This is a genomic window from Martelella sp. K41-7, from assembly GCF_055808365.1.
Genome location: NZ_CM147867.1, coordinates 3,787,081 through 3,808,433, shown reverse-complemented (window position 1 = coordinate 3,808,433; position 21,353 = coordinate 3,787,081). Strand labels below are relative to the sequence as shown.

Below are 21,353 nucleotides of genomic sequence, written 5' to 3'. Positions count from 1 at the left end.
CTGTCTGCGTGGCTTCGCACTACTTGCGCTTGTCACGCAATGAAATGTTAACCATAAGCTTATATCAGCTAACTATTATCACTTTTCGCTTCAATCGTCGCCACGAGACAGGCCATGCACATCAGAACACTTCTCCTTGCACTTTCCTTCACCGGCCTGCTTGCCGCCGCTAGCTGCACCACGACCGACAGCATGTCCTCGGGCAAGATGGCGCCGATTTCCGCCTATGCCGCCATCAACGACGACGGCGTTGACCTGCCACGGGTGCCAATCGCGGAAGTGGACGACAAATATCGCCGCCAGGTCGTCGATTACGAGACCGATGAAAAGCCGGGCACGATTGTGGTCGATACCAAGGAGCGCCTGCTCTACTATGTGGAAGAAGACGGTAAGGCCGTTCGCTACGGGATCGGCGTCGGTCGCGACGGTTTCCGCTGGTCCGGCGATGCCTATATCGGACGCCGCGCCGAATGGCCGACCTGGTATCCGCCGTCAGCCATGATCAAGCGCCAGCCCGAGCTGAAGGAATATGCCGGCGGCATGGAGGCTGGCATCATGAACCCGCTCGGCGCCCGCGCGCTCTACCTTTACCGCAACGGCAACGACACCATGTTCCGCATCCACGGCAACCCCAACTGGACCTCGATCGGCCAGGCGGTTTCCTCCGGTTGCATCCGCATGATCAACCAGGACATCATCGACCTTTACGCCCGCGTCGACCCCGACCAGCGCACCAAGGTGGTCGTGCTTCCGGGCTGAGACAGCGCTTGAAATTGCATCCGCAAGGCGGCTCTTCGGGGCCGCCTTTTTCATTTCCGGCATCGAATTGTCGGCGCTGCGCTTGATTTTGGCGTTTCGTTCGATAGATAGAGCCCATCAGACCCAAGCGGCATGACCTTTCGCCGCAAACCGAAAGGCCCGGCTATGCAGACCCCCTATTATCTCATCGACAGGTCCCGTCTCCAGGCGAACCTCGACAAGATCGCCTGGCTGCGCGAAGCTTCCGGGGCCAAGGCGCTTCTGGCGCTCAAATGCTTTGCCACCTGGTCGGTGTTCGACCAGATGAGCGCGTATATGGATGGCACCACCTCGTCCTCGCTCTATGAAGTCAAGCTCGGCTTTGAAAAATTCGGCGGCGAAACCCATGCCTATTCGGTTGCCTACAGCGAAAACGAGATCGACGAGGTGCTCGCAAACTGCGACAAGATCATATTCAACTCGATCGGCCAGCTTTCCCGTTTCAAGGCGCAGTCGGAAGGCAAGATCCGCGGCCTGCGCGTCAATCCGCAGGTCTCGACCTCGGATTTCGATCTTGCCGATCCGGCCCGACCATTCTCGCGCCTTGGCGAACATGATCCGGCGGTGATTGAAGCGGTGCTCGATCAGGTCTCCGGCTTCATGTTTCACAACAATTGCGAGAACGAGGATTTCGCCCGTTTCGACGAAATGCTGACGGTCATTGAGGAACGTTTCGGCCCTCTGATCGAACGGCTCGACTGGGTGAGCCTCGGCGGTGGCATTCATTTTACCGGCGAAAGCTATCCGCTGGAAAAGCTCGCCGCGCGGCTGAAGGGTTTTGCCGGAAAGTATGGCGTTCAGGTCTATCTGGAGCCGGGCGAAGCGGCGATTACGGGGGCCGCCACACTGGAAGTCACCGTGCTCGACACGCTGAACAACGGTAAGGACCTTGCCATTGTCGACTCATCCATCGAGGCTCACATGCTGGATCTGCTGATCTATCGCGAAAATGCGAAGATTTTGCCGGACACCGGGCCGCATCAGGTTATGATCTGCGGAAAGTCCTGCCTCGCAGGCGATATTTTCGGCGAGTTTTCCTTTGAAGAACCCGTTAAGGTCGGCGACCATCTGTCGATCGAAAACGCAGCCGGTTACACGATGGTCAAAAAGAACTGGTTTAATGGCGTGAGAATGCCGGCAATCGCGATCCGCGAAGAAAACGGTGAAATCCGTACCGTTCGCGAATTCGGTTATGAAGATTTCAGATCCGCCCTGTCATAAGGCCGGGCTGATCCCGCGGAGCGGCGTGCCGCTCCGACCCTTGATTTCAGGCAGGATAAGCTGCCTAAAACCGGAGGCGTTGTTCCGATGAAGAAAAATGTGCTGATTATCGGCGCGGGCGGCGTGGCCCAGGTGGTTGCGCATAAATGTGCCCAGAACAATGATGTGCTCGGCGATATCCATATCGCCTCACGCACCAAGTCGAAATGCGATGCGATCATCGAAAGTGTGATCGAGAAGAAGGCGATGAAGCAGGACGGTGTTCTGCTGGGCCATCAGCTCGACGCACTCGACATCCCGGCAACTGTGGCTCTGATCACGCAGACCGGGGTCGAAATCGTCATCAATGTCGGCACCGCCTTCCTCAACATGTCGGTTCTGGAAGCTTGCCTTGAGACGGGCGCGGCCTATATCGACACCGCCATTCACGAAGAGCCGGACAAGATCTGCGAAACCCCGCCGTGGTATGCAAACTACGAATGGAAGCGCAAGGACCGCTGCGTTGAAAAGGGCGTCACCGCCATTCTCGGCGCCGGTTTCGATCCCGGTGTCGTCAATGCCTTTGCCCGCCTTGCCAAGGATGACTATGTTGACGACATCTCCGATATCGACATCGTCGACATCAATGCCGGAAACCATGGCAAGTATTTCGCCACCAATTTCGATCCGGAGATCAATTTCCGCGAATTCACCGGCACGGTCTATGCGTGGCAGAACAATGAATGGACGACGAACACGATGTTCGAGGTCGGCCATGAATTCGATCTGCCGGTCGTCGGCAAGCAGACGGCCTATATGTCCGGCCATGACGAGATCCATTCGCTGTCGAAGAATATGGGCTCACCCAATGTCCGCTTCTGGATGGGGTTTGGCGAACGATACATCACCGTATTCACCGTTCTGAAAAACCTCGGCCTGTTGTCCGAGCAGCCGGTGATGACGGCAGAAGGCCAGGAAGTGGTGCCGCTCAAGGTGGTCAAGGCGGTACTGCCCGACCCATCCTCGCTGGCGCCGAACTATACCGGCAAGACCTGCATCGGCGATTTCGTCAAAGGCACCAAGGACGGCAAGCCGGCGGAAGTCTTCATCTACAATGTTGCCGACCATAAGGAAGCCTACAACGAAGTGGGCAGCCAAGGCATTTCCTATACCGCCGGCGTTCCGCCTGTTGCCGCTGCCATTCTGGTGGCATCCGGCGAATGGGACGTGAAGACCATGGCCAATGTCGAGGAACTGCCGCCGAAGCCGTTCCTGCACATTCTGAACCACATCGGCCTGCCGACACGCATAAAGGATGAGAACGGCGACCGGGCACTGGATTTCTCGAAGTAAGTCAGACAATCGGCCCGACATCAGCCCCGCCGCGTTCTCGCAGCGGGGTTTTTCTTTGCCCGCTTCATGCTAAAACCGTCACGAACAACAAGCGGGCTTACCATGTCGCTGAAACACAAACGCATTCTTCTCGTCATCACCGGTGGCATCGCGGCCTATAAAAGCCTCGACCTGATCCGCCGGCTTAAGGAGCGCGGAGCGCATGTCACGCCCCTGATGACAGCGGCGGCGCAGGAATTCATCACGCCGCTCGCCGTTGGCGCACTGTCCGGCGGACACGTGTTTACCGAACTGTTTTCCCGCACCGAGGAACAGGATATCGGCCATATCCGGCTGGCGCGCGAAAACGACCTGATCGTGGTAGCCCCCGCGACTGCCAATCTGATGGCCAAAATGGCCAATGGTCTGGCCGATGATCTTGCAAGCGCGGTGCTGCTGGCGCGCGATTGCCCGGTGCTGCTGGCCCCCGCCATGAACCCGAAAATGTGGACGGCCACCGCAACGCAGCGCAATCTGGCGACCATCGTCGCAGATGGTGCGATGACCATCGGCCCGGTCGCGGGCGAGATGGCCGAAAGCGGTGAGACCGGCACCGGCCGCATGGCGGAGCCGCTGGAGATCGTCGCAGCCGTTGACGCTTTTTTTGACGCGGCGCCGAAGCCGCTTGCGGGAATGCGTGCGGTTATCACCTCCGGCCCGACCCATGAGGCCATCGATCCGGTGCGCTATATCGCCAACCGTTCCTCCGGCCGTCAGGGTCATGCGATTGCGGCTGCCCTTGCGAAGCTGGGCGCAGACGTCACGCTGGTTTCCGGCCCGGTGACGATTGCCGACCCTGCCGGTGTCAGAACCGTGCATGTGGAAAGCGCGCGTGAAATGCTGGCCGCCGTGGAACAGGCGCTGCCTGCCGATATTGCCATCATGGTCGCCGCTGTTGCCGACTGGCGGGCTACGGATTCGGCAACGCAGAAAATCAAGAAGAAGCCCGGAGAAACGCCGCCGCCGCTGCAACTCACCGAAAACCCGGATATCCTTAAGACCGTCGGCCATCATCAACAGCGCCCCGGCCTTGTGATCGGCTTTGCCGCCGAGACCAGCGATATCGCCACTTATGCCCGCGACAAACTTGCCCGCAAGGGCGCCGATCTGATCGTCGCCAATGATGTGTCGAAGGAAGGCGTTATGGGTGGCGCCCGAAACCAGGTGACGCTGGTGACGAAAGACGGCGCCGAGACCTGGCCCGAAATGGACAAACAGGCGGTTGCCCGCAAGTTGGCGGACTGGGTTGCCGGGCGGGTCTGATCAGGCCTTTGGCCGATCCTGCAACCGTGCAATCACCGCTGTGCGGACGTCCTCACCTTCGGCATTGAGCGCGGCATCGAGCGCCTTCATGCGCCGGCGCAACGTGCTGAGTTCATCCATCAGTCGCAGAACGACCGGCACCGCCTCGTCGTTGACCTCGAGGTCTTCGGTCAGTTCGACAATCAGCTGGAGACGGGCCAGATCGGTTTCGTCGAAGGCTGGTCCGCGCTCACCCTGATGCGGCTTCACCCAGGTGCGGGTGATGCAGATTTCCAGGCGTTCGGCGCTCAGCCGGCCGATCCTTTCCAAGACTTGCGTTTTGGTCATGATGATCATCACCGGCCTCCCTTCCAGCCCGCGCGCGGATCGAACCCGTGTTCGCCCTGCCATGCTCTGAGCGCTTCCTCAAGGGCGGGGTCGGGCTTTGGCGGCAATACGATCTTCAGCGTCACAAGCATGTCCCCAGCGCCGCCGCCGGATTTTGGCGCGCCTTTACCTTTGAGCCGCATGACCTTGCCTGAGCTGGAACTGGCCGGGACCTTAAGGTTGACCCGGCCGTCAATTGTCGGCACAGGGACGCTGGCGCCCAGAACGGCCTCATCGATCCCGAGAGGCAGATCGAGCAAGATATCATCGCCATCACGGACGAAGACGGCATCGGGCAGAACCTCAACACGCACATAGGCATCACCCGGCGGGCCGCCATTGACGCCCGGCGCACCCTTACCGGAAAGCCGCAGCGTCTTGCCATCCTCAATTCCGGCGGGGATCGTCAGCGCAATCCGCCCGCCCTCGGGCAGGCCGACTGTCTTCTTCGCGCCGGAAAGCGCTTCGATGAGGCTGACTTGAAGGTGAAAATGACGATCCTCGCCACGCATGCGCATTGAACCGCGCTCCTGCCTGGATCCTGCGGAAGCCCGGCCACCGAAGGCGCGGGAAAAGAACTCGCCGAGATCATCATACCCGCCTTCGAACTCGTAGCGCGCGCTCGGATCGGCCTCGGCATGGGTTCGATAATATTGCCGCTCCGGTCGCTCCTGCTGATTGGCGTCGATCTCCCCGGCGTCGAACCGCCTGCGTTTTTCCGGATCGCTCAACAGGTCATAGGACGCCGTCACCCGACCGAATTGTTCGGCCTTGGCTGCATCACCAGGGTTGAGGTCCGGATGGAGTTTCTTGGCAAGTTGCCTGTAGGCCTTCTTGATTTCGTCCTGAGAGGCCGTTTTGGCAACACCGAGCAGATTATAGGGATCGAGTGTGTCTTGTTGTTCAACCATGCTCGTGACCTTGATCAATCGGCGGACCGACCGCCTCGCCTTATAATATGGGAACTTCCGGTCCGTGTTTCCAGACGCCGAAAGGCTGAATGGGGAAGTATAACGGGCCTTGCAAATTCGCTATAATACCGTATATACGAAAGTACGTATCTTTAAACGAGGAGTTTGCAATGTCTCTCGATCGCGCAGTCCTGGCCTTTGCCGGTGTCATGATCCTCCTGTCGGTGCTTCTGACGGTTTTTGTGAGCATTTACTGGCTTTGGTTCACCGCCTTTATCGGCCTCAACATGCTGCAGTCTGCCTTCACCGGCTTCTGCCCGGCAGCCATGATTTTCAGGAAGCTCGGCTTCAAACCCGGCACCGCATTTTAAAAGTGAGATGATCATGCCCAAAGCTCTTGCATGGCGCGGCGCGGCCGCGCTTCTGATCGCGCTGATCACCGCCGCCTCAGCCGGAGCGGCAACGCTGAAGGTCGAGCCGATGACCGTGCCGGAGTGGAAGGCGGTTTATGGCGAGGTCAAGGCCCGCGACACCGTTCCGGCGCGTGCCCGCCTCGGCGGCACACTGGAAACCCTGACGCTGACCGAAGGCGATACGGTCAGCGAAGGTGATGTGATCGGCACCGTCAAGGATGACAAGCTCGATTACCAGATCGCAGCATACGAGGCCCAACTCAAAGGGCTTCAGGCCTCGCTCGAAAACGCGCGCTCGGAGCTGGCGCGCGGTGAAAACCTCAATCAGCGCGGTGTCATGAGCAACCAGCAACTCGATACGCTGAGAACCCAAGTCGACGTCGTGGTCAACAATATCGCCTCCGTCAACGCCAATATGGAGGTGGTCCGCCAGCAATTGCGCGAGGGCGAGATCCTCGCTCCGGCGTCCGGGCGTGTGCTGCAGGTGCCGGTGGTTGAAGGCTCGGTAATCATGCCGGGCGAAACCATTGCAACGATCGGCTCCGGCGGCTTTTTCTTGAGGCTCGCCATTCCTGCCCGCCATGCGAATCTGTTGCAGGAGGGCGCGACCATCGAAATCAGTCGTCCCGACGCCGAGGGTGAAGCAACGGGCAAACTGGTGAAGCTCTATCCCGAGCTCGACAACAACCGGGTGATTGCCGATGTCGAAGTCGACGGACTAAAGACCGGCTATGTCAACGAGCGCTTTCTGGTGCGCGTCCCGATCGGTGAGCGCCATGCATTTTTCGTGCCCGCAACGGCCGTTTCCACCCGCCATGGGCTGGACTTCGTCACGGTTACGCTGAGCGGCGGCCAGACACGGGAAAAAACCGTGATGACCGGCGGCAATGCCGAAATCGATGGCCAGACCATGATCGAAGTGCTGACCGGGCTTGTCGCAGGCGATGAGGTAATTGTCCCATGAAACCGCACAAGCTTGGCCTTGCCGGCGGGCTGACGAAATCCTTCATCGCCTCGCCGCTGACACCGCTCTTCCTTCTGGCAGCGCTCGCGCTTGGCCTCGTCGCACTGTTCACGCTGCCCCGCGAAGAAGAGCCGCAGATCTCCGTTCCTATGGTCGATATCATCGTCCAGGCGCCCGGTTTGAAGGCGGAAGATGCCGTCAAGCTCGTCTCCGAACCGCTGGAGACGATCATCAAGGGCATCAATGATGTCGAACATGTCTATTCCCAGACGTCCGACAACCAGGTCATGGTTACGGCCCGCTTCAAGGTTGGTACGCCATCCGACAGCGCCGTTCTGCGCGTTCATGACAAGGTCATGGCCAATATGGCCGACATTCCCGTCGGCATTCCCGAACCGCTGATCATCGGACGCACCATTGATGATGTCGCCATTGTAGCGCTGACGCTGACGCCCTCTGCCGGTGCAGATACCGACATTACCGCAAACGATCTGACCCGGGTGGCCCGCGAACTGCAGACCGAGTTGACCAAGATCGATGAGGTCGGGTTGACCTATCTGGTCGGCGAGACCGGCGAGGCAATCCGCGTCGCGCCCGATCCGGAACGGCTAGCCCTTTACGGTGTCACGCTGAAGGCTCTGACTGGCAAGGTGACGGCGGCAAACCGCGCGTTTTCAACCGGCACCGTGCGCGACAACGGTATGCAGGTCGACGTGATGGCCGGTCAGACGCTGTCTTCCCCCGGCGAAATCGGCAATCTTTTGCTGACAAGCGCCGACGGCAGGCCGGTCTATGTGCGCGATGTCGCCGATATCACCTATATCACCGACGATTCCGATGCCATCGCCTCCTCGGTCACGCTTGCCGAAGATGGCACGATGGACCGCGTTCCCGCCGTGACCCTGGCGATCGCCAAGCGCGCCGGGGCCAATGCGGTTGATGTCGCGCACGACACTCTCCGTCGCGTCGATGAACTCAAAGGCACGCTCATTCCCGACACCATGTCGGTTGCCGTCACAAGGGATTATGGCGAAACCGCCAATGAGAAGGCCAATGAACTGCTGTTCCATCTGGCCCTCGCCACGGTTTCGATCATCGTCCTGGTCTGGGTCGCCATTGGGTTCCGCGAGGCGCTGGTCGTGGCCATCGTCATTCCGATCACGATCCTGCTGACGCTGTTTGCCGCCAATATCATGGGCTATACGCTGAACCGCGTGTCGCTGTTCGCGCTGATCTTCTCCATCGGCATTCTGGTGGATGACGCCATCGTGGTGATCGAGAACATCGCCCGTCACTGGGCCATGCCCGACGAACGGACGCGCACACAAGCGGCAATCGAAGCCGTTGCCGAGGTCGGCAATCCGACGATCGTGGCGACGCTGACCGTCGTGGCGGCGCTGTTGCCGATGATGTTCGTCTCCGGCATGATGGGCCCCTATATGAGCCCGATCCCGGCGGTTGCTTCCGCGGCGATGATCTTTTCGTTTTTCGTCGCCGTGATGATCACGCCCTGGCTGATGGTGAAGATTGCCGGAAACGCCAAGCTTCATGGCGATGATGGCCATGGCGGCGGGCCGCTCGGCCGTGCCTATGCAGCGGCGGCCCGCCCGATCCTGAAGACCAAGCTCCGTTCATGGACCTTCATCGGTCTGGTACTTCTGGCAACCTTCGGTTCGCTCAGCCTGTTCTACACCAAACACGTTACGGTCAAACTTCTGCCGTTCGACAACAAGTCAGAGCTGCAGGTGACCATCGACCTGCCGGAAGGCGCCTCGGTCGAGGAGACGGATGCGATTGCCCAGGCCGTTGCCGATGTGGTTCTCCAAGCACCGGAGGTGATTTCGGTTCAGACCCATGCAGGAACCGCCTCGCCCTTCAACTTCAACGGTCTCGTTCGCCATTACTACATGCGAAACCGGCCGGAGATGGGTGACGTCCAGATCAACCTCACCCCCAAGGGCGATCGCGATCGCTCAAGCCACGAGATCGCGCTCGACCTGCGACAGCAGATTCTCGCCGAAGTCGCCGTGCCGGAAGGCAGTTCTCTGAAAATTGTCGAACCGCCGCCCGGTCCCCCAGTGATGGCGACACTGCTGGCCGAAATCTATGGTCCGGACGCCGAAACCCGGCATGCTGTCGCCGAAAAGGTGAAGACGGCGTTCCGCTCCGTGCCCTTCATCGTAGATGTCGATGACAGCTACGGTCAGCAGGCGCGGCGTCTGAGGGTGACGATTTCGGGCGACGATCTCGAATATTACGGGGTCGCCGAACAGGATGTCTTCGATGCTCTTGCCGCGCTCAACGGCACGACGACGGTGGGCTATTCCCATCGTGGCGGCGGCAGACCGCCGATGCCAATCGAGATCGGTCGCACGAAGGACCAGAAGGTCCTCGATGAAACCTTCCTGTCGACGCCGGTTGCCTCGACCACTGGTGGCACCGCATCAGTTGTCGAACTCGGCGATGTCGTGAGCGTCACGGAAGAGCTGACCTCCTACGCCATCTTCCGCCACAACGGGCACTATGCCGATATGGTCACCGGCGAGCTGGCCGGGGACTACGAGGCGCCTCTTTATGGCATGCTTGCGGTTCAGGATGCGATCGACGCGATGGACTGGGGCGATCTGCCGAAACCGGCCATCAAGCTCCACGGCCAGCCGGAGGACGCAACCGAACCTGTGCTTCTGTGGGACGGCGAATGGGAGGTTACCTGGGTGACCTTCCGCGACATGGGTGCCGCCTTCATGGTCGCGCTGCTGGGCATCTATATCCTTGTCGTCGCCCAATTCGGCTCGTTCAAACTGCCGCTTGTGATCCTGACACCGGTGCCGCTGACCTTTATCGGCATCATGCTCGGCCACTGGATGTTCAACGCCCCGTTTACGGCGACCTCGATGATCGGCTTCATTGCGCTTGCCGGCATTATCGTGCGCAATTCGATCCTGCTGGTCGACTTCATCCGACATACAAAGTCGGACGATGTGCCGATGATCGACACGCTGATCGCCGCCGGTTCGATCCGCTTCAAGCCGATCCTGCTGACTGCGCTCGCAGCCATCATCGGCGCGACGGTGATCCTCGCCGATCCGATCTTCCAGGGGCTGGCAATTTCGCTGCTGTTCGGGCTGATATCGTCGACATTGCTTACGGTGCTGATTATTCCGGCAATCTACCGTGCCCTGAGAAGCTGACCGGACGCAACGATCTATCCTGCAACGCGGCAAACGGGCGGCACGCATCTGCGCCGCCCGTTTGCGTGTTTTCAAAAGCCGAGTTAGCGCTGGCCAGAAGCAGGTCAAGGACATGAGGTCGTCAAATCCTGGCTGAGCCAACCGACAGGCCGCCTCGAACCCGGCAACTTGCCGAAATTTGTGCGCTCTACAGCAGATGAAACCTTGCAGCGCGTGCATTCCGGCTTGGCCTCGTCTCAGGATTGGTCCACAATTAACTTAGCCATCAGGCGGATTTGCGCTCTGTCCAGAGTTTGGCTATGAGTTTAAAATTGCGATTGTCACGCTTTTTCCTGAGGAGGCCTTCCTTGCCGATTTCTAAGATACTTGTCGCCAACCGTTCCGAGATTGCCATCCGTGTTTTTCGCGCTGCAAACGAACTCGACATAAAAACGGTCGCGATTTGGGCTGAAGAAGACAAGCTGGCGCTCCACCGCTTCAAGGCAGATGAAAGCTATCAGGTCGGACGCGGCCCGCATCTCGACCATGATATGGGGCCGATCGAAAGCTACCTCTCGATTGAAGAGATCATCCGCGTTGCCAAGCTTTCCGGCGCCGATGCCATCCACCCCGGTTACGGCCTGCTTTCCGAAAGCCCTGAATTCGTCGATGCCTGTGCCGAAGCCGGTATCACCTTCATCGGCCCCAAGGCAGAAACCATGCGACGGCTCGGCAACAAGGTCGCCGCGCGCAATCTTGCCATCGAGGTCGGCGTTCCGGTCGTGCCCGCCACCAAGCCACTGCCCGATGACATGACGGAAGTCGAAAAGATGGCCGAAGAGATCGGTTATCCGGTAATGCTGAAGGCGTCTTGGGGCGGCGGCGGACGCGGCATGCGCGCCATCCATTCCAAGGACGATCTCGCCCGCGAAGTCATCGAAGCCAAGCGCGAGGCAAAGGCCGCCTTCGGAAAGGACGAAGTCTATCTTGAAAAGCTGGTGCAACGCGCCCGCCATGTGGAAAGCCAGATCCTCGGTGACACCCATGGCAATGTCGTACACCTGTTCGAACGTGACTGCTCGATCCAGCGCCGCAACCAGAAGGTCGTCGAGCGCGCGCCGGCACCCTACCTCAATGCAGAACAGCGCGCCGAACTTGCCGAATACTCGCTGAAAATCGGCCGGGCGACTGATTACATCGGCGCCGGCACCGTCGAATATCTGATGGATGCCGATACCGGAAAATTCTACTTCATTGAGGTCAATCCGCGCATTCAGGTCGAGCACACGGTGACGGAAACCGTGACCGGCATCGATATCGTCAAGGCGCAGATCCATATTCTCGACGGCGCTGTGATCGGTACCGAAGAATCCGGCGTTCCCCCGCAGGACGAAATCTATCTGCGCGGCCATGCGCTCCAGTGCCGCATCACCACCGAAGACCCGGAGCACAACTTCATTCCCGATTACGGCCGGATCACCGCCTATCGCGGCGCCACCGGTTTCGGCATCCGGCTGGACGGCGGCACCGCCTATTCCGGTGCAGTGATCACCCGGTTCTATGATCCGCTTCTGGAAAAGGTGACGTCATGGGCGCCCTCCCCGCAGGAAGCAGCCCGCCGTATGGATCGCGCCCTCAGGGAGTTCCGTATTCGTGGCGTCGCCACCAACCTGACATTCCTTGAAGCGATCATCACCCATCCGCAGTTCATGGATTACAGCTATACCACGCGTTTCATCGACGAAACGCCGGAGCTTTTCTCCCAGGTCAAGCGCGCTGACCGCGCCACCAAGCTTCTGAACTATCTGGCCGACGTCACAGTCAACGGTCATCCGGAGGTCAAGGGCCGTCCGAAGCCATCCGACGAAATTGCCGCGCCCGTCGTGCCCTTCATCGAGGGTGATCCGAAGCCGGGCACCAAGCAGCTTCTCGACCAGATGGGACCGGAGAAATTCGCCAAATGGATGCGCAATGAAAAGCGCGTCCTGATGACCGACACCACCATGCGCGACGGTCACCAGTCTCTGCTGGCGACCCGTATGCGCACCCATGACATTGCCACTATTGCCGGGACCTATGCAAAGGCGCTGCCGGAGCTTCTGTCGCTGGAATGCTGGGGCGGCGCGACCTTCGACGTGTCCATGCGCTTTCTGACGGAAGACCCGTGGGAACGGCTGGCAAAGGTGCGCGAAAATGCACCGAACCTGCTGCTGCAGATGCTGCTGCGCGGTGCCAATGGCGTTGGCTACAAGAACTATCCCGACAATGTGGTGAAATATTTCGTCCGACAGGCAGCGCAGGGCGGGATTGATCTGTTCCGCGTTTTCGACTGCCTGAACTGGGTGGAAAACATGCGCGTTTCGATGGATGCCGTGGCCGAGGAAGGCAAGCTCTGCGAGGCGGCAATCTGCTACACCGGCGACATCATGAACGCCAAGCGACCGCAATATGATCTGAAATATTACACCGAGCTTGCGAAGGAACTGGAAGCCGCCGGTGCCCATATCATCGCGGTCAAGGACATGGCCGGCCTGCTGAAACCGGCAGCGGCGAAGATGCTGTTTACGGCACTGCGCGATGCCACCGAGCTGCCAATCCATTTCCACACCCACGACACGTCCGGGATCGCCGCGGCTACCGTGCTTTCGGCTGTCGATGCCGGCGTCGATGCCGTCGACGCGGCCATGGACGCGTTTTCCGGCAACACCTCTCAACCCTGCCTTGGCTCCATCGTCGAGGCACTGAAGGGTCACGAGCGCGATCCGGGGCTGGATACCGGCTATATCCGCCGCATCTCGTTTTACTGGGAGGCTGTGCGCCACCAATATGCAGCCTTTGAAAGCGACCTCAAGGGACCGGCCTCGGAAGTCTATCTTCACGAAATGCCGGGCGGCCAGTTTACCAACCTCAAGGAACAGGCCCGCTCGCTCGGCCTTGAAACCCGCTGGCACGAAGTGGCGCAGGCCTATGCCGACGCCAACCAGATGTTCGGTGATATCGTCAAGGTGACGCCGTCTTCCAAGGTCGTCGGCGACATGGCGCTGATGATGGTCAGCCAGGATCTCGCCGTCAGCGATGTCGAAAATCCCGCCAAGGACATGTCGTTCCCGGATTCGGTCGTCTCGATGCTGAAGGGCGACCTCGGCCAGCCGCCGGCCGGATGGCCGGAAGGCCTGCAGAAGAAGGCACTGAAGGGCGATGAACCCTATACGGTGCGGCCCGGTTCTCTGCTGGAAGCCGCCGACCTCGAGGCCGAACGCAAGGAAGCCGAAGAAAAGATCGGGCGCGAGATCAATGATTTCGAGCTTGCATCCTATCTGATGTACCCGAAGGTGTTCGTCGACTACGCGCTGGCCAGCGAGACCTACGGCCCTGTCGCGGTTCTGCCGACGCCTGCCTATTTCTACGGTCTCGACGAAGGCAATGAGCTGATCGCCGACATCGAACGCGGCAAGACGCTGGTGGTTCAGAACCAGGCGATCACCAGCGCCGACGAAAAGGGCATGGTCACGGTGTTCTTCGAGCTCAACGGTGCGCCCCGCTCGATCAAGGTGCCCGATCGGGCCCATGGTGCGACCGGCGGTGTCAACCAGAAGGTCGACCCAGCCAACCAGAACCAGATCGGCGCGCCGATGCCGGGTGTAATCTCCACCGTGGCCATTTCCGCCGGCCAGCAGGTCGAATCCGGCGACGTGCTGGTTTCGATCGAGGCAATGAAGATGGAAACCGCGCTCCACGCCGACCGTGACGGCGTCATCAAGGAAGTCCATGTGAAGGCGGGCGACCAGATCGACGCCAAGGACCTTCTGGTGGTGTTCGAGGACTGACGAACGCTTTCTTCAGCCCGACATTTGCAAAACCCCGGTCATTCGGCCGGGGTTTTGGCTTTCAGGGGCGCGGTCATGTCCGGTTGCGGCATTGCGGCGTTGCGCCCGGCATGACGGCCAAGCCAGAGGCTTGCGAGGATCAGGATGACACCGGCAATCTGCGGCAATGACAGGGCCTGTCCCAGAATAATCCAGCCGAGGACAACGGCGCTCAGCGGGCTCAGAAAGCCCAGAAGCGCTGCACTTGACGGGCCGATCCGGGCAATTCCGCGAAACCAGAGGAAATAGGTGAGCGCCGCGCCGACAACGCCGAGCCAGACAAGACCGACGATGTTTTGCAGTGTCGGTACTGGAAAGGCCGGTTCGAAAATGATGGCCAGCGGCAGCAGAAGCAGGCCACCGGTCGTCAACTGCCAGGCGGTCAGCGTCAGCGGCGGCACCGGAAACTGCCATTTGCGTGTCAAAACCGTGCCTGCGGCCATCGAAAGCGCGCCACCAAAGGATGCGGCAATTCCCAGCGGATCCAGCACCGCGTCCGGCGAGAGCACGAGAAAGCCGACGCCAACAAGGCCGATAAGTGCTGCGGCCACCCCCAGCAGCCTGATCTGCGTACCAAGTGCTGCGCGCGCCAGAAACAACACGATCAACGGCTGCGTGGCGCCAAGCGTTGCGGCAACGCCGCCGGGCAGGCGATAGGCGGCCACGAACAGCAGGCTCCAGAACAAGGCGAAATTCAGAAACCCGAGCACAAAAAGGCGCGGCAACATCGCACCCCTTGGCCATTGGCGCACCAGCAGCAACAAGATCAGCCCAGCCGGCAGCGCCCGCAACAGCCCCAGCGTCAACGGCAGGCCCGATGGCAACAACTCGGTGGTGACGATATAGGTGCTGCCCCAGATCGCGGGCGCCAGTGCGGTCAGCAGGAAGTCGGATGTCCTGGGCATGATTGCCTCCATTTATCTCGACGTCAAACTATATGGATTTAACTTGACGTCAAGATAAACTTCTTTCACCTTCCTGCCATGGATCATGTGGACAGCATTCTTGCCGAGTGGCAGGCCGAACGCCCCGACCTCGACGCCATGCCGATGGGTGTCATGGGACGGATGAAACGGCTTCAGGTGCACCTTGCGCGCAATCTGGAGACGGTTTTTGCACGCTATGGACTGAATGCGGCAAGCTTTGATGTGCTGGCCACGCTTCGCCGCGCGGGCCCGCCCTATGCGCTTTCCCCCTCGGCTCTGATGGACCGGACGATGGTGTCTTCCGGAACCATGACCAATCGTCTGGACCGGCTTGAGGAAGCAGGCTTTATCTTGCGCCAGCGCAACCCGGAAGACGGTCGCGGCTTCGTGATTGCACTCAACGACACGGGCTTCGCCCTGATCGATGAGGCCGTGAGCGCCCATGTCGAGAACCAGCACCGGCTGATTGCGGCGCTTGCTCAAGATGAGCGGGAAACACTAAACCGCCTGCTGGCAAAATGGCTGGCAGCGTTCGAGTAGGATCGTCCCCTCTCCGTTATCAGCCATGGTTCCCCCCTATTGAAGAGATCTAAACTGGTCTGCGCGGCCCCGTAGAATATTGCGGTATAACACTTGCATGCCTGTTCAATCCAGATTATGCCCGTTTCTGCACGATTTGGACAATGGCGATGCAAGACTATCTGATCCGCGAACGACAAGACATCATCCTTCAGCGCCTCAAGGCCTCTGGCCGGGTTCTGACAACCGATCTGGCGGCGGAATTTGCCGTCTCCGAAGATACGATCCGCCGCGATCTGCGCGATATGGCCGCGCGCGGTCTGTGCGAGCGCGTCTATGGCGGCGCCCTGCCCGTCGCGCCTGCTGCCGGACCGCTCGGCGCCCGCGACAGGGCCGTTGACGCCGAAAAAGAGGAGCTCGGTCGCCTGCTTGCGGGCGAGATCGAAGACGGCATGACCGTATTTTTCGATGCCTCCAGCACCAATATTGCCGCCGCCCGCGCCTTGCCCGAAAACCGCCGGACCACAATCGTCACCAATGCACCGGCTGTTGCCGCCGCCCTCGACGGTCATCAGACGCTTGATGTGGTCATCACCGGCGGACGGATCCATCGTGCGGTCGGCGGCGCCATCGGCGCCCGGTCGATCGAAGATATTCAGGCCTTCCATTTCGACCTTTGCCTGCTTGGCACCTGCGGGCTCGATATCGATGCCGGCCTCACCTGCTTTCACTATGAGGACGCCTTGTTCAAACGCGAGGCGGCGGCGTGTTCCCACCGGGTGGTCACCGCCGTGACGGCAGCAAAATACGCCACCCGCGCACCCTGCAGCGTGATCGCGCTCGATGCACTCGACGCCCTCGCAATTCCAGGCACACTCGGCCCCGGCGCCATTCAGGCGCTTGAGGAAACGGGGCTCGCGCTGATCGGCAGAGGACAGGCATGATGAACGCTGCCCGCATTGCCCATGTCGCGCTCTGGACCCATGACCTGGAGCGTCTTGCCATTTTTTACCGGGATGTCTTCGGTGCCAAAGTGGGTGAGCGCTATGAAAGCAGACGTCGGCCCGGTTTTGTTTCGCGCTTCATGACACTGACAGACGGGCCTGCTATCGAACTGATGCAGGCGCCGTGGCTCTGTCCGGTGAATGACCCGTCAACCGAAAGGCCCGGCTACGCCCATATCGCCATCAGCCTTGGAAGCGCTGCCGCAGTTGACCGGCAGGCAGCGGCGGCAAAAGGCGCCGGCTTTCTCGTCGGCCCGCCCCGCACCACCGGTGACGGTTTCTACGAGGCCGTCCTCTCCGACCCGGACGGAAACCACATTGAAATTACCGCATAACGAGAACAACAATGACAGAAACTTCGCTTGATGCGACCAGACGCCCGCGCCGATACATGTCCCCCCACCGCCTCGGCATCTCGCTGATGTTTCTGATGAACGGCTTCTATATGGGCTCGTGGGCGCCCAAAATTCCGATCTTTGCCGAAAAGCTGGGGCTTTCGGAAGGCGAACTCGGGTTGATGATCCTTGTCTTCGGCATCGGGTCGATCCTTGCCATGCCGCTGGCCGGTATTTTTAACGCCCGCTTCGGTTCCACCAAGGTCAGCAAGGCGGCAGCGCTGATGTTCCTGCCGATGCTGATCCTGATTACGCTTTCAAACACCATCTGGCTGGCCGCGATTGTGATCTTCCTGTTTGGCGGGCTGATGGCCTCGATGGATGTAACGATAAACGCCAATACGGTGGCTGTCGAAAAGGTAGAACATCGGGCGATCATGTCGTCCTGCCACGCCTTCTGGAGCCTCGGCGGACTTCTGGGCGCAGGTTTCGGCGGCGTTCTGATTGCCACAACAGGGCCGCTTGGCCACGCGCTTGCGGCCACCATTCTCGCCGGTCTGTTCCTTGCTGTCGGCTTTCCGAGGCTTATTGAGGATACGCCCACCGGAGAAGAACGCCACCAGAAGATCCGTCTTCCGATGACGCCGCTTCCATGGCTGATCGGCATTGTAGCGCTGTTTTCGATGATCCCCGAAGGCGCCATCATGGACTGGAGCGCACTTTACCTGCATGACGAACTGGGCGTCGATATCGCCTGGGCCGGCTTCGGTTTTGCGGCCTTCCAGCTCTCCATGACGACAATGCGCTTTGCAGGCGACCATGTCCGCGATCGGCTGGGCGGGGTGACAACCATGCGGATTTGCGCCGTGCTGTCGTTCACGGGCCTGCTGTTTGCAGGGCTTGCGCCGTCCACGTTTCTGACCATCGTCGGCTTTGCGATTGCCGGCCTTGGCATTTCCAACATGGTGCCGATTGCGTTTTCAGCCGTCGGAAACCTGCCGGGTTTGGCGCCGGGCATCGGGCTTTCGGTGGCGACCACGCTGGGCTATTCCGGCATTCTGGTTGCGCCCTCGGCGATCGGCTTTCTGGCCGAGCATACCGGGTTTTCACCGATCTTCACCGGCCTGTCGCTTCTTCCCGTCATTGTCTTCCTGATGGCGCCGATGATGCGCTATGCCGACCGCGACAGGATCGGCTGACAGTTGACAACACCGCGCCATTGTACCACCTGAAGGTAAGATCCGCTTCGGAGAAGATGATGACGCTTGCCCCCCGCAATTATGACCCGCTGCCCCGCCGCGCCTCCGTCGCCGTCGATGTGGGTGGCGTTATTGTCGGCGGCGGCGCGCCCGTGGTCGTGCAATCCATGACCAACACGGATACCGCCGATATCGACGCCACCGTGGCGCAGGTCGCAGCCCTTTCAAAAACCGGTTCCGAGCTGGTACGCATCACCGTCGACCGCGATGAGGCCGCAGCAGCCGTACCGCGCATTCGCGAGCGACTGGAACATCTGGGTCTCGATGTCCCGCTGGTCGGCGATTTTCACTATATCGGCCACAAGCTTCTGGCCGATCACCCGGCCTGCGCGGAAGCCCTTGCCAAATATCGTATCAATCCCGGCAATGTCGGGTTTCGCGACAAGCGTGACAAACAGTTTTCCGAGATCATCGAAATGGCGATCCGCTACGATAAACCGGTCCGGATCGGCGTCAACTGGGGCTCGCTCGACCAGGAGCTTCTGACCCGGCTGATGGATGAGAACGCAGAAACCGGTTCGCAGCTTTCCGCCCGTGATGTGACCCGCGAGGCGATCGTGCAGTCGGCGCTGCTCTCGGCGGAACTGGCCGAGGAAATCGGCCTGCCGCGAAACCGCATCATCCTTTCGGCCAAGGTCTCCCAGGTGCAGGACCTCATTGCCGTTTACGCCATGCTTGCGGAGCGGTCCGACCACGCGCTGCACCTCGGCCTTACGGAAGCCGGCATGGGTACCAAGGGTATTGTCGCATCGTCCGCCTCCATGGGCTATGTGTTGCAGCATGGCATTGGCGACACGATCCGGGTTTCGCTGACGCCGGAGCCCGGCGGCGACCGCACCCGCGAGGTGCAGGTGGCGCAGGAGCTGCTGCAGGTCATGGGCTTTCGCCAGTTCGTGCCGGTGGTTGCCGCCTGCCCCGGCTGCGGACGCACGACCTCGACCGTGTTTCAGGAACTGGCCTCCAAGATCGAATCCGATCTGCGTCGCAACATGCCGGTCTGGCGCGAGAAATATCCCGGCGTCGAAGCACTCAACGTCGCGGTCATGGGCTGTATCGTCAATGGACCGGGAGAGAGCAAACACGCCGATATCGGCATTTCGCTGCCCGGCACCGGCGAAACCCCCGCCGCCCCGGTGTTTGTCGATGGCAAAAAGGCCAAGACATTGCGCGGCCCCAACATAGCCGCCGATTTCGAGGCGATGGTGAGCGATTATATCGAGCAGCGTTTTGGCAGTGGAAAACAGGCGGCTGAGTAGGCCGCCTCACCGCTTCAGATAAACCCGACCGCCGCCGTTCTTGCGGCCGGTGTCTTCGACGCCGGGAAAGCATCCCTTGCGCACAGCGTTCAGGAATTCGCGGCCGATCTTGACCTTATCGCCGATAGGAAGCCGGTTCCAGTTCTCACCATAAACCTCGGGAAAGTGAAATGCGCCCGGCTCCTGCGCCAGAAGCCGGTTTGCGATTTCGTCTTCGTCGAGCATGTCAGAGCCTTGTGGTCAGAAGTTTGCAGCCGGCGAGCGTGAAGAAAACCGCCATCGTGCCCTCGATCGCCCGACGTCCCTTCTGATAGGCCCGGACCACAACACCGGACGAGAACATCAGCGCAAGCGTATTGAATGTCATAAAGCCGATGACAACGGCGCCAGCGATGAAAAGGACAATGGTTGCATTGCCAGCATCCTTTGGCAGGCCGATGGAAACGAGCGAGACCCAGGCAAAGATCGCCTTCGGATTGGTGAGATGGATATACAGGCCGCGTCGGTAGAAGATCGCCAGACCGGGATGACCGTCCATCTTCGGCGCTATGTCGGGTGCATCCGGCCGCCATGCCGCGCGGAAGCTCTTGTAGGCCAGATAGAGCAGATAGAACCCGCCGATGAACTTCAGAGCCACGAGACCATAGGCCAGTTTCGTCACCACGGCAGCCATTCCAGTGCCTGCCAGAACGGCCCAGAAAAACGATCCCGTCAAAACCCCGTTAGCAAGCGCGACGGCCTGACGCCTGCCATGCCCCATCGCTGTGCCGGCAATGGCAAGTGTCGCCGGACCGGGGCTGACGATGGCGACGAAATAGGCGGTCCAGGCAAGCGCCAGGGGGCCGAAAAGCGCAGCTGTGTCCATCAATATACCCTGTCAGTCGGATGGTGGCTTGGCATTTTCAAACCGGTCCCAGATGCCGTCAAGCGCTTTAGAAAACGCAGTATAGACATCATTCTCCTTCAGATGGGTCAGAACCTGCTCATTGGTGCCGCCGCGGGTGGCGGATTCATGCGTCAGTTCCGAAAACGACATTTCCCGTGCATTGCGAGCGGTTGAGGCCAGCGCGTAAAACACCGCGCCGGAAAAGGCCCGTGCCTTGTCGGCGGGAACATCCTTGGCCTGCAGCCAGTCAGCGATGGTCTCGTAATAGGCAAAGGCGCCTGCAAGCGAGGCGGTGGCGACGCACAGCGCCTGATATTCGGCATCGGTCTTCACGGCAACCACCGTGCCGAGTGGCTCGAACATTCTGATCGCATCTTCATCCGGCGGGAATACCGGCGTCGGACCGCCATGGAAGGCAACGGCCGGCAGCGGCGTGACGAGTGTGATCCGCGTTGCCGGTGCAACCATCTTTAAAAGCCGCGCCTGACTGTAGGTTGGCATGAAGCTGATGACGTGGTGACCAGGGCCGAATTTCAGTTCGGACGTGATCGCCTCGCCATCCTGCGGCCTGAGCGCCAGACATACGGTCTCGGCACCGTCGATAACATCCTGATTGCTGCCGGCGATTTCAACATTCTCGAAACGATCGGCCAGTTCGGCTGCGATCGTCTCGTTGCGCGGGGATAGAAGAATCGTCGGCTTTTCACCCTCGACTGTGCTCATGCCGATCACCACAGCCCGTGTAATCTCACCCGTTCCGATAAATCCGATCGTCATAGTGCACTCCTTTCATTGGCCGTTTCGGGCAGCATAGAAAGACGGGCC

General features: G+C 60.1%; 19 protein-coding genes. 13 read left to right on the top strand and 6 right to left on the bottom strand.

All coding sequences use genetic code 11. From position 1 onward, the window contains the following. The first annotated feature begins 114 nt into the window (after nt 1-114). From AC0L7L_RS18065 to coaBC, 4 genes are all read left to right on the top strand, one after another. The gene (locus tag AC0L7L_RS18065; protein ID WP_272213462.1) at nt 115-759 is read left to right on the top strand and encodes a L,D-transpeptidase; all 645 of its coding nucleotides are present in this window, start codon (nt 115-117) and stop codon (nt 757-759) included. Between the two features lie 165 nt (nt 760-924). Beyond that, complete coding sequence (gene nspC / locus AC0L7L_RS18060) at nt 925-2,019, top strand: carboxynorspermidine decarboxylase (RefSeq protein WP_473510488.1); 1,095 nt, start codon at nt 925-927, stop codon at nt 2,017-2,019. A gap of 87 nt (nt 2,020-2,106) precedes the next feature. Continuing rightward, a complete protein-coding gene (locus AC0L7L_RS18055; protein ID WP_272213461.1) occupies nt 2,107-3,351 on the top strand; it encodes a saccharopine dehydrogenase family protein in 1,245 nt (414 codons plus the stop codon). 102 nt (nt 3,352-3,453) lie between these two features. Further along, nucleotides 3,454-4,653 (top strand): bifunctional phosphopantothenoylcysteine decarboxylase/phosphopantothenate--cysteine ligase CoaBC, encoded by a 1,200-nt coding sequence (gene coaBC / locus AC0L7L_RS18050; protein ID WP_473510486.1) that lies wholly within the window; start codon nt 3,454-3,456, stop codon nt 4,651-4,653. On the opposite strand, the gene AC0L7L_RS18045 is transcribed toward coaBC, so the two are convergent. After that, a complete protein-coding gene (locus tag AC0L7L_RS18045) occupies nt 4,654-4,989 on the bottom strand; it encodes a chaperone modulator CbpM (protein ID WP_272213457.1) in 336 nt (111 codons plus the stop codon). Further along, nucleotides 4,989-5,930, bottom strand: coding sequence for a DnaJ C-terminal domain-containing protein (locus tag AC0L7L_RS18040; RefSeq protein ID WP_473510484.1), 942 nt, complete (start codon nt 5,928-5,930; stop codon nt 4,989-4,991). Before AC0L7L_RS18040 ends, AC0L7L_RS18045 begins: the two co-directional genes overlap by 1 nt. 170 nt (nt 5,931-6,100) lie before the next feature. Here AC0L7L_RS18040 and AC0L7L_RS18035 point away from each other — a divergent pair, with 170 nt between their 5' ends. From AC0L7L_RS18035 to pyc, 4 genes are all read left to right on the top strand, one after another. Then, the gene (locus AC0L7L_RS18035; RefSeq protein WP_272213455.1) at nt 6,101-6,301 is read left to right on the top strand and encodes a YgaP family membrane protein; all 201 of its coding nucleotides are present in this window, start codon (nt 6,101-6,103) and stop codon (nt 6,299-6,301) included. Between the two features lie 13 nt (nt 6,302-6,314). Further along, entirely contained in the window at nt 6,315-7,307 is a 993-nt protein-coding gene (locus tag AC0L7L_RS18030) for an efflux RND transporter periplasmic adaptor subunit (RefSeq protein WP_473510481.1), read from the top strand. Beyond that, nucleotides 7,304-10,498 (top strand): efflux RND transporter permease subunit, encoded by a 3,195-nt coding sequence (locus tag AC0L7L_RS18025; RefSeq protein WP_473510479.1) that lies wholly within the window; start codon nt 7,304-7,306, stop codon nt 10,496-10,498. Before AC0L7L_RS18030 ends, AC0L7L_RS18025 begins: the two co-directional genes overlap by 4 nt. Nucleotides 10,499-10,845: 347 nt before the next feature. Further along, on the top strand, nt 10,846-14,304 hold the full coding sequence (gene pyc, locus AC0L7L_RS18020; protein WP_473510477.1) for a pyruvate carboxylase: 3,459 nt from the start codon (nt 10,846-10,848) through the stop codon (nt 14,302-14,304). Between the two features lie 38 nt (nt 14,305-14,342). Here the strand turns inward: pyc and AC0L7L_RS18015 are convergent, their stop codons facing one another. Then, nucleotides 14,343-15,248, bottom strand: a complete 906-nt coding sequence (locus AC0L7L_RS18015) for an EamA family transporter (RefSeq protein WP_272213448.1) — start codon at nt 15,246-15,248, stop codon at nt 14,343-14,345. Between the two features lie 78 nt (nt 15,249-15,326). On the opposite strand from AC0L7L_RS18015, the gene AC0L7L_RS18010 reads away from it, so the two are divergent. From AC0L7L_RS18010 to ispG, 5 genes are all read left to right on the top strand, one after another. Beyond that, nucleotides 15,327-15,809, top strand: a complete 483-nt coding sequence (locus tag AC0L7L_RS18010; RefSeq protein ID WP_473510475.1) for a MarR family winged helix-turn-helix transcriptional regulator — start codon at nt 15,327-15,329, stop codon at nt 15,807-15,809. A 143-nt stretch (nt 15,810-15,952) separates the two neighbouring features. Continuing rightward, nucleotides 15,953-16,732, top strand: coding sequence for a DeoR/GlpR family DNA-binding transcription regulator (locus AC0L7L_RS18005; RefSeq protein ID WP_473510473.1), 780 nt, complete (start codon nt 15,953-15,955; stop codon nt 16,730-16,732). Beyond that, nucleotides 16,732-17,127 (top strand): VOC family protein, encoded by a 396-nt coding sequence (locus AC0L7L_RS18000; protein WP_473510471.1) that lies wholly within the window; start codon nt 16,732-16,734, stop codon nt 17,125-17,127. Before AC0L7L_RS18005 ends, AC0L7L_RS18000 begins: the two co-directional genes overlap by 1 nt. An 11-nt stretch (nt 17,128-17,138) precedes the next feature. Further along, nucleotides 17,139-18,326 (top strand): MFS transporter, encoded by a 1,188-nt coding sequence (locus tag AC0L7L_RS17995; protein ID WP_473510470.1) that lies wholly within the window; start codon nt 17,139-17,141, stop codon nt 18,324-18,326. Between the two features lie 59 nt (nt 18,327-18,385). Continuing rightward, complete coding sequence (gene ispG / locus AC0L7L_RS17990) at nt 18,386-19,642, top strand: flavodoxin-dependent (E)-4-hydroxy-3-methylbut-2-enyl-diphosphate synthase (RefSeq protein ID WP_473510468.1); 1,257 nt, start codon at nt 18,386-18,388, stop codon at nt 19,640-19,642. Nucleotides 19,643-19,648: 6 nt separating this feature from the next. On the opposite strand, the gene AC0L7L_RS17985 is transcribed toward ispG, so the two are convergent. Genes AC0L7L_RS17985 through AC0L7L_RS17975 form a run of 3 tightly spaced genes read right to left on the bottom strand, consistent with a single transcriptional unit; the run spans nt 19,649 to nt 21,305 of the window. Continuing rightward, on the bottom strand, nt 19,649-19,867 hold the full coding sequence (locus AC0L7L_RS17985) for a DUF1413 domain-containing protein (RefSeq protein WP_272213441.1): 219 nt from the start codon (nt 19,865-19,867) through the stop codon (nt 19,649-19,651). A 1-nt stretch (nt 19,868) separates the two neighbouring features. Continuing rightward, the gene (locus AC0L7L_RS17980; RefSeq protein ID WP_272213440.1) at nt 19,869-20,507 is read right to left on the bottom strand and encodes a LysE family translocator; all 639 of its coding nucleotides are present in this window, start codon (nt 20,505-20,507) and stop codon (nt 19,869-19,871) included. 12 nt (nt 20,508-20,519) lie between these two features. Next, complete coding sequence (locus AC0L7L_RS17975; RefSeq protein WP_272213439.1) at nt 20,520-21,305, bottom strand: NAD(P)-binding domain-containing protein; 786 nt, start codon at nt 21,303-21,305, stop codon at nt 20,520-20,522. Between the last annotated feature and the right edge of the window lie 48 nt (nt 21,306-21,353).

What these genes read in the sequence shown, in the direction of transcription:
- AC0L7L_RS18065 (WP_272213462.1), top strand. Translation starts at nt 115, where the DNA reads ATGCACATCAGAACACTTCTCCTTGCACTTTCCTTCACCGGCCTGCTT.
- nspC (WP_473510488.1), top strand. Translation starts at nt 925, where the DNA reads ATGCAGACCCCCTATTATCTCATCGACAGGTCCCGTCTCCAGGCGAAC.
- AC0L7L_RS18055 (WP_272213461.1), top strand. Translation starts at nt 2,107, where the DNA reads ATGAAGAAAAATGTGCTGATTATCGGCGCGGGCGGCGTGGCCCAGGTG.
- coaBC (WP_473510486.1), top strand. Translation starts at nt 3,454, where the DNA reads ATGTCGCTGAAACACAAACGCATTCTTCTCGTCATCACCGGTGGCATC.
- AC0L7L_RS18045 (WP_272213457.1), bottom strand. Translation starts at nt 4,989, where the DNA reads ATGATCATCATGACCAAAACGCAAGTCTTGGAAAGGATCGGCCGGCTG.
- AC0L7L_RS18040 (WP_473510484.1), bottom strand. Translation starts at nt 5,930, where the DNA reads ATGGTTGAACAACAAGACACACTCGATCCCTATAATCTGCTCGGTGTT.
- AC0L7L_RS18035 (WP_272213455.1), top strand. Translation starts at nt 6,101, where the DNA reads ATGTCTCTCGATCGCGCAGTCCTGGCCTTTGCCGGTGTCATGATCCTC.
- AC0L7L_RS18030 (WP_473510481.1), top strand. Translation starts at nt 6,315, where the DNA reads ATGCCCAAAGCTCTTGCATGGCGCGGCGCGGCCGCGCTTCTGATCGCG.
- AC0L7L_RS18025 (WP_473510479.1), top strand. Translation starts at nt 7,304, where the DNA reads ATGAAACCGCACAAGCTTGGCCTTGCCGGCGGGCTGACGAAATCCTTC.
- AC0L7L_RS18015 (WP_272213448.1), bottom strand. Translation starts at nt 15,248, where the DNA reads ATGCCCAGGACATCCGACTTCCTGCTGACCGCACTGGCGCCCGCGATC.
- AC0L7L_RS18010 (WP_473510475.1), top strand. Translation starts at nt 15,327, where the DNA reads ATGGATCATGTGGACAGCATTCTTGCCGAGTGGCAGGCCGAACGCCCC.
- AC0L7L_RS18005 (WP_473510473.1), top strand. Translation starts at nt 15,953, where the DNA reads ATGGCGATGCAAGACTATCTGATCCGCGAACGACAAGACATCATCCTT.
- AC0L7L_RS18000 (WP_473510471.1), top strand. Translation starts at nt 16,732, where the DNA reads ATGAACGCTGCCCGCATTGCCCATGTCGCGCTCTGGACCCATGACCTG.
- AC0L7L_RS17995 (WP_473510470.1), top strand. Translation starts at nt 17,139, where the DNA reads ATGACAGAAACTTCGCTTGATGCGACCAGACGCCCGCGCCGATACATG.
- ispG (WP_473510468.1), top strand. Translation starts at nt 18,386, where the DNA reads ATGACGCTTGCCCCCCGCAATTATGACCCGCTGCCCCGCCGCGCCTCC.
- AC0L7L_RS17985 (WP_272213441.1), bottom strand. Translation starts at nt 19,867, where the DNA reads ATGCTCGACGAAGACGAAATCGCAAACCGGCTTCTGGCGCAGGAGCCG.
- AC0L7L_RS17980 (WP_272213440.1), bottom strand. Translation starts at nt 20,507, where the DNA reads ATGGACACAGCTGCGCTTTTCGGCCCCCTGGCGCTTGCCTGGACCGCC.
- AC0L7L_RS17975 (WP_272213439.1), bottom strand. Translation starts at nt 21,305, where the DNA reads ATGACGATCGGATTTATCGGAACGGGTGAGATTACACGGGCTGTGGTG.